The organism is Sabulicella flocculans (assembly GCF_045449635.1).
Lineage (GTDB): Bacteria > Pseudomonadota > Alphaproteobacteria > Acetobacterales > Acetobacteraceae > Roseococcus.
The window spans coordinates 95,485-101,924 of record NZ_JBJJBR010000013.1 but is presented as its reverse complement, the minus strand read 5'-3'; the positions used below and the strand labels follow the sequence as shown (position 1 = coordinate 101,924).

8 protein-coding genes are annotated in these 6,440 nt (G+C 76.5%); 2 read left to right on the top strand and 6 right to left on the bottom strand.

The window, feature by feature from the left end:
* Positions 1 to 95: 95 nt before the first annotated feature.
* Complete coding sequence (locus ACI6QG_RS13195) at positions 96 to 734, bottom strand: hypothetical protein (RefSeq protein ID WP_407025034.1); 639 nt, start codon at positions 732 to 734, stop codon at positions 96 to 98.
* Positions 735 to 821: 87 nt separating this feature from the next.
* A complete protein-coding gene (locus tag ACI6QG_RS13190) occupies positions 822 to 1,829 on the bottom strand; it encodes a family 8 glycosyl hydrolase (RefSeq protein WP_407025033.1) in 1,008 nt (335 codons plus the stop codon).
* A gap of 133 nt (positions 1,830 to 1,962) precedes the next feature.
* Here ACI6QG_RS13190 and ACI6QG_RS13185 point away from each other — a divergent pair, with 133 nt between their 5' ends.
* The gene (locus ACI6QG_RS13185; protein ID WP_407025032.1) at positions 1,963 to 2,841 is read left to right on the top strand and encodes a fumarylacetoacetate hydrolase family protein; all 879 of its coding nucleotides are present in this window, start codon (positions 1,963 to 1,965) and stop codon (positions 2,839 to 2,841) included.
* A gap of 51 nt (positions 2,842 to 2,892) precedes the next feature.
* Positions 2,893 to 4,002, top strand: a complete 1,110-nt coding sequence (locus ACI6QG_RS13180; RefSeq protein ID WP_407025031.1) for an endo-1,4-beta-xylanase — start codon at positions 2,893 to 2,895, stop codon at positions 4,000 to 4,002.
* 45 nt (positions 4,003 to 4,047) lie between these two features.
* Here ACI6QG_RS13180 and ACI6QG_RS13175 read toward each other — a convergent pair whose 3' ends face one another.
* Genes ACI6QG_RS13175 through ACI6QG_RS13160 form a run of 4 tightly spaced genes read right to left on the bottom strand, consistent with a single transcriptional unit; the run spans position 4,048 to position 6,410 of the window.
* A complete protein-coding gene (locus ACI6QG_RS13175) occupies positions 4,048 to 4,503 on the bottom strand; it encodes a hypothetical protein (protein ID WP_407025030.1) in 456 nt (151 codons plus the stop codon).
* Positions 4,500 to 5,027, bottom strand: coding sequence for an NUDIX hydrolase (locus ACI6QG_RS13170; protein WP_407025029.1), 528 nt, complete (start codon positions 5,025 to 5,027; stop codon positions 4,500 to 4,502). The genes ACI6QG_RS13175 and ACI6QG_RS13170 overlap by 4 nt, the downstream gene beginning before the upstream one ends.
* 9 nt (positions 5,028 to 5,036) lie before the next feature.
* Positions 5,037 to 5,225 carry a twin transmembrane helix small protein gene (locus tag ACI6QG_RS13165; RefSeq protein ID WP_407025028.1) on the bottom strand — a complete coding sequence of 63 codons (189 nt, stop codon included), beginning with the start codon at positions 5,223 to 5,225 and terminating at the stop codon, positions 5,037 to 5,039.
* Positions 5,226 to 5,234: 9 nt separating this feature from the next.
* Positions 5,235 to 6,410 carry an MFS transporter gene (locus ACI6QG_RS13160; protein WP_407025027.1) on the bottom strand — a complete coding sequence of 392 codons (1,176 nt, stop codon included), beginning with the start codon at positions 6,408 to 6,410 and terminating at the stop codon, positions 5,235 to 5,237.
* Between the last annotated feature and the right edge of the window lie 30 nt (positions 6,411 to 6,440).

Genomic DNA, 6,440 nt, shown 5'->3' with positions numbered 1-6,440 from the left:
CTGTCGGCCGCCGCCGGGCTGTGGGCGTTGCGGCGGCTCACCGCCTCCGGGCGGCTGCGGCCGGACGCCGCCATCGCCGTCGTGCTGTCCTCCTTCTACGCGCTGGGCGCGGTGGGGCTCTCGGTGGCGCAGGCCATCCCCGGCGCGGCGGGCACGGGTGCCGGCGTGGCGGCCGGCGGCGGCGGGGCGGCCAGGCCCAGCGCAGCCTCGCTCGCCCGCAGCAAGGCGGCCAGGTTGAGGGCGGCGGGCGGCGGCTCCGGGGCCGGTGGCGGCGCGGCCCGTTGGGCGGCCGGCTCCTGCGCGGGCGCCGCGTCCGGGGAAGGGCGCAAGGCGGGTGGCGGCGCAGGGATCGCTTCCGGCGCACTCCAGGACACGAGCGCCGCCTCCGGGGGGACCCGCAGGACCGGCGGCGCGGGCACCGCTTCCGGCGCAGCCCGCAGGACCGGCGGCGCGGGCATCGCCTCCGGCATGGCCTGCTCCCGCGCGGGCGAGGCGTCCGGTGCGGCGGCCAATGGCAGGGCGGGCGGCGCCTCTGGCCGTTCGGGTGGCAGTTCGGGCAGCGCTTCGGGCAGTTCCAGCAGCAGCGGCTCGGCTTCGTCCGGCAGCGGGGCGGGAAGCTCCTCCGCCTCGGAAATCGGCTTCACGCGCACGGGTTCGTTCCGGAACGACCGGTAGCGCAGCCCAGGCGTGTTCAGCGCTGCTGCCACGCGCGCAACATCATGCTCCTGAGTCATCCACGCCCCGCCTCTCCGCCGGCACCATGGCGCATCTGGTTGCAGAAGAAAATCGCGATGCGGAAAAAACCCGATGCCAGTGGCACGTCAGACACTCAATAGGTCGTCCTGCGCCATGCGAACCAGCAAGGATAACGCCGAGGAATAGTAGTGAAGCCCGCTCTCCCGCATTGAAGGATGCATGAATTCACTTCTCTGCAACCTGGACGCGAATTCCGCGACCTGCGCAATTCCCGCCATCGCCGGATAGGGCGAGATGGCGTCCGTCGCCAGGTCGGCCCAGGCCGGCAGGTGGCGGTGCCGCGGGTCGGCCCAGAAGCGCGCTGCGCCCGTCACCGCCGGCTCGCCCCCCATGCCGGCCCAGCCCAGGTAAAGCGGCACCCGCACCGCGTCGTAGGAGAATCGCGCCGGCCAGCCCATCGCCGGGGCGGGGCGGCCGCCGCGCGGCAGGGCCAGCCAGTCCGGCGGCAGGCCCCAGCGGCCGAAGCGCGCCTCGCGCAGCAGGGCCACGCCGTCGGCCGCCACCCGCAGCCAGGCGGGGTCGGGCACCGCGCGCGCCAGGGCACGCAGCGCCGGGAAGGCGTAGTAGGAGGGGTTGACCACCGTGTGCGCCGCCTGCTCGAATCCGTGGGCGCCGGGCAGCAGCACCCGGAACTCCCCGGCCGGGCGCACCAGCAGGCGCAGCACGTCCTGCGCCACCGCCTCGCCCTGGCGGGCGAGTTCGGGCTCGGCCCAGCGGGCCGCGCCGTCCAGCAGCGCCCAGGCGATGAACAGGTCCCCATCGGTGGCGTTGTTCATGTCCTCCACGCCGCGGCCGGGGCGGAACCGCCAGGCGGACAGCGCGTCGTGCGGCCGGCGCAGCGCCCGGCGCGTCCAGCCCCACAGCGCGTCGAAGGCGGCGCGGTCCTCCGCGCGCGCGGCGGCCAGCATGGCCCAGCCCTGCCCCTCGCTGTGGGAGATGTTGCCGTTGCCGGTGTCCACCACCCGGCCATCGGGCTGCACGAAGCGCGCGCGGAAGGCGGCCCAGGCCGCGGGAAGCGGCGGGGCGGCCATGGCCCCCAGCAGCGGGGCGGACAGGAGCAGGCGTCGGCGCATGGGCGGCGGTCATCCAGGCCGGCGCGGCGCGCGGCGGCACGCCCGGCATCTTCCCGGCGCTTCCTTGACGGAGCCTTGCCAAACCCGCCGCCGCGGCGTCCCCTGGCGGCGCCACACCAGGGGGAACCGCGCCTTGCCCACACGCCTCGTCACCTTTGAATCCGCCGGCCGCACCGCCCCGGGCGCCCTGCTGGGCGAGGACGCCATCCTCGACCTCTCCGGCCTGGGCTTCGCCGACATGCAGGCGGTGGTGGAGGCCGGCGCCGACGGGCTGGCCCGCATCCGCGCCGCCCTGGCGGCCCCGGGCGCCACCGTCGCGCGCGCCCAGGCCCGCCTGCTGGCGCCCCTCCCGCGCCCGCGCCGCAACGTGTTCTGCGTCGGCCGCAACTACATGGACCACGTGGCGGAGGGCGACCGCACCCGCGGCATCCAGGATTCCGAGCTGCCCAAGTTCCCGCAGTTCTTCACCAAGGCGCCGGAATGCGTGATCGCCGACGGCGACGCCATCCCCGACCACGGCGCCACCGGCGTGACCAAGTGGCTGGACTACGAGGCCGAGCTGGCCCTGGTGATCGGCACCGCCGGCAGCGGCATCGCGCCGGGGGAGGCGCTGCGGCACGTGTTCGGCTGGACCATCGCCAACGACGTGACGGGCCGCGACCTCCAGCGCCGCTACGGGCAATGGTTCAAGGGCAAGTCGCTCGACCGTTCCTGCCCGCTGGGCCCCTGGATCGTGCCGGCGGACGAGCTGGACGCCACCGACCTCGCCATTAGGCTGTGGGTGAATGGCGAGCAGCGGCAATCCTCCCGCACCTCCAAGATGATCTTCGACGTGCCGGCCATCCTCCATCACCTGTCGCAGGGCTTCACCCTGCTGCCGGGGGACGTGGTGATGACCGGCACCCCCGAGGGCGTGGGCTACGCCATGCAGCCGCCCCAGGTGCTGAAGGCCGGCGACGTGGTGGAGATCGAGGTCGAGGGCATCGGCCGGTTGCGCAACCCGGTGGGCTGACGGCACGCGCCCGGTTGTGCCATCCTGGCGTTGCAACCGGGAGATGCAGGGATGGCGGGAAGCACGTGGGGGCGGCGCGCGGCGCTGGGGCTGATGGCCGCCGGCTGCACGCCCGGCCGCCCGCCGGCGCAGCCCCACGGGCCCAGCCTGCGCGCCGCCGCCCGCGCCCGCGGGCTGGTTTTCGGCACCGCCGCCCAGGCCGCCCTGCTGCGCCAGGACGCCGCGCTGCGCGCCCTGGTGGCGGCGGAGGCCGAGGTGCTGGTGCCAGAATACGAGGCCAAGTGGGGCCCGGTGCAGCCGCGCGAGGGCGAGTGGAACCTCGCCCCCTTGCAGGAGCTTGCCAGCTTCGCCGCCGGCGCCGGGCAGCGCCTGCGCGGCCATTGCCTGGTCTGGCACGAGGGCAACCCGGACTGGCTGCTCGCCGCCCTGGCCGAAGGCCCGGCCCGCGCCCGGCGGGTGATGGAGGACCACTTCCGCGCCCTGCTGGGCGCCACCGCCCCGGTGATGCGCGAGTGGGACGTGGTGAACGAGATGATCGCCAACCCCCCAGGCAGCGACAACCCCTCGCCCACCCCCGGCGACCTGCGCGACACCCCCTGGCTGCGCGCCCTGGGCCCGGGCTACGTGGAGCTGGCGCTGCGCACCGCGCGGCAGGCCGACCGCACCCTGCGCCTGACCCTGAACGACTACGGCATGGAGGCCGACACCCCCTGGGCGGCGGAGAAGCGCGCCCGGCTGCTGCGCCTGGTGCGCGCCCTGCTGGACCGCGGGGCGCCGCTGGACGCCATCGGCCTGCAGGCCCACCTGCAGATGCGCGAGCCCTTCCGCCCCGAGCCCTTCATCGCCTTCCTGCGGGAGCTGCGGTCGCTCGGCCTGTCCGTCTCGCTGACCGAGCTGGACGTGCGCGAGCCCGACCTGCTCGCCCCCGGCATCGCCGAGCGCGACGCGCTGATGGCCGCCTACCTGGAGCAGGTGGTGCGCGCGGCCATCGAGGGCGGGGTGCGCACGGTCATCACCTGGGGCCTGACCGACCGCGATTCCTGGCTGGTCTCCATGCCCGCGGTGGCGCGGCCGGACGGCGCCGCCACCCGCGGCCACCCCTACGACGCCGAGCTGCGCCCCAAGCCGTTCCGCGACGCGCTGCTGCGCGCCTTCGGCTAGATCATGATCCGCAAACGCGGATGGTGCCCTGGCGGGCGCGCGCCCTCACCACGCCAGTGGCGTCGTCACCCGCAGCCCCGGGGCGGGGCTTTGCAGGAAGCGGTTCTCGCGCTGGGTGGCGCCGGTGTCCTGGGTGGCGTTGCGCCCGGGCAGGCGCGGGTTGATCAACGTGGGCGAGATGGCGGGCTCGCCCGGGCGGGGGGCGGCGGCGGTGCGCGGCCCCTCGATGTCCAGGTTGGGGCGGGGCGCCAGCTCGGGCCGCGGCGGCGCCGTCGCCGTGGCGCCGAAGCCGGCGAAGCCGCCGGTGCCGGGCACGCCGCCATCCATCCAGGCGCGGTCGCGCGGGTCGCGCGGGCGGGGGCGCGGCGGCGCCTCGCGCCGGGGCGCCGGGGCGGGCGCCGCCTGGGGGGCGGCCGCGGCCGGCACGTCCCGCGGCTGGGCGCTGGCCGGCAGCGGCGCCAGCCACGCCCCGAGCGCCAGCAGGGGCAGCAGCAGGCTCACAGCCCCCCCGTGCCCCGCGGATCGGCCGGGGGGTTGCCCGCCACGCCCGGCGCGGCGTCCTTCCAGGCGCCCAGCGCCCAGCGGACGGAAGGAAAGGCCAGCTCGTCCCACGGTATCTCCTCCCAGGCGAAGAAGCGCGTCTCCAGGCTTTCCGGGCCGGGCGCCACGCCGGGCTCCGCCAGGCCGGCGCGGAAGATCAGCTGCACCTGGCCGATGCGCGCGATGGAATAGACCGCCAGCAGCCCCTGGAGTTGCAGCCGGGCCCGCGCCTCCTCCCAGGCCTCGCGCCGCGCCCCCTCCTCCGCCGTCTCGCCCAGTTCCAGGTAGCCGGCCGGCAGGGTCCAGAAGCCGCGGCGCGGCTCGATGGCGCGGCGGCACAGCAGCACCCGCCCTTCCCCGTCCCCCACGACCGAGCCGACGACGACCTTGGGGTTCTCGTAGGCCACGAAGCCGCAGGCATCGCAGACCTGCCGCTCGCGGTCCTCGCCCGCGGGCACCCGGCGCGTGAAGGCGGGGCCGTCCATCGCGGCCGCCTACTTCAGCAGCAGCATCAGCGCGCCGAACAGCAGCAGCGCCACGCCCTGCAGCACCACGCGGTAGCGCATCAGCTTCTGCGAGGTCTCGGGCGAGCCGCCGCGCGCCATGCCCAGCAGCCCGGCGAACAGCACGCCCAGCGTCGCCAGCATGGCCACGGCGACGAGGATGGTGAGGAAGGTGGTCATCAGGTGAATTTAGGGACGCATCCGCGCCAGCGCCAGCGCGCCGGCCACCGCCGCCGCGCCGCACAGCGCGAAGCCCGCCCCGTAGCCCCCGGTGGCCAGCACCAGCGCCGAGAAGCCCGAGGGCGCCACCACCAAGGTGGCGGCGAAGGCGAAGCCCAGCGCCGCCGTCGCCGCCCCCACCCGGCCCTCCGGGGCCAGCCGCGCCACCTCGCCCAGCAGCACGCCGTTCCAGGCCACGGCGGAGGCGCCCATGGCCACCGCCAGCGCCAGCACCGCCGCCTCGCTCCAGTGCGGGCCGGCCACCGCCAGCCCCAGGGCGGCGGCGGCGATGACGGCGCCCAGCGCCAGCAGCACCGGCCGCGCCCCCGCCCGGTCGGCCACCACGGCCCACAGCACGCGCCCGGCCACCCCGCCGGCCTGGGCCAGCGCCAGGGCCAGCCCGGCCTCGTGCAGGCCGCGCCCCAGCACCTGCACCTGCCACACCACGAAGAAGGAGGAGAAGCAGAACTGCCCGACCCCGTAGCAGGCCGAGGCCACGGTCAGCGCCCGGATGCGCCGGTCGCAACCCAGGATGCGCAGCGCGTCCACCGCCTCGGCCAGGGGGCGCATCGGCGGCGCCGCCGGCTGGCGGTCGGCGTCCAGCGCGGCGCGCAGCGGCTGCAGGGCCAGCGCCAGCGCCAGGGCGAACAGCGCCACCCCCAGCACGCCGCCGCGCCAGCCGAACAGCAGCGCCAGCAGCGGCGCCAGGGCCGCCACCATCATCGCGCCCATCGGCACCCCGCACTGCTTCAGCCCGAAGATCAGGGAGCGCCGGCCCGGCGGCACCCGCGGCGCCAGCAGGTGCGAGCCCGCGGGCGTGATGGGGCCGTGCCCGAACCCGGCCAGCAGGGCGGACAGCACCAGCGCCAGCGGGTGCCCCAGCGCCGCCACCGCGATGCCCAGCCCCACCACCACCAGCGCCCCCTGGCACACCCGCACCCCGCCATGCCGCCGCAGCAGCCCCGCCGTCAGCGGCCCCGACACCAGCGCCCCCGCATACACCAGGGAGGTGTGCAGACCCGCCAGCCCGGCCGGCAGCCCGGTTTCCGCCGCGATGGCCGGCGCCAGCACCGGCACGGTGAGGAAGGCGCCCATGCCGGCCAGGTGCGTGCCCATCAGCGCCAGCATCACCAGCCAGACGCTCATGCCCGGCGCCCCGCCGCGCGGCCGGCCAGG

Excerpts from the sequence above, each read along its gene's own strand:
- ACI6QG_RS13195 (WP_407025034.1), bottom strand. The coding sequence starts at position 734 with ATGACTCAGGAGCATGATGTTGCGCGCGTGGCAGCAGCGCTGAACACG.
- ACI6QG_RS13190 (WP_407025033.1), bottom strand. The coding sequence starts at position 1,829 with ATGCGCCGACGCCTGCTCCTGTCCGCCCCGCTGCTGGGGGCCATGGCC.
- ACI6QG_RS13180 (WP_407025031.1), top strand. The coding sequence starts at position 2,893 with ATGGCGGGAAGCACGTGGGGGCGGCGCGCGGCGCTGGGGCTGATGGCC.
- ACI6QG_RS13170 (WP_407025029.1), bottom strand. The coding sequence starts at position 5,027 with ATGGACGGCCCCGCCTTCACGCGCCGGGTGCCCGCGGGCGAGGACCGC.
- ACI6QG_RS13165 (WP_407025028.1), bottom strand. The coding sequence starts at position 5,225 with ATGACCACCTTCCTCACCATCCTCGTCGCCGTGGCCATGCTGGCGACG.
- ACI6QG_RS13160 (WP_407025027.1), bottom strand. The coding sequence starts at position 6,410 with ATGAGCGTCTGGCTGGTGATGCTGGCGCTGATGGGCACGCACCTGGCC.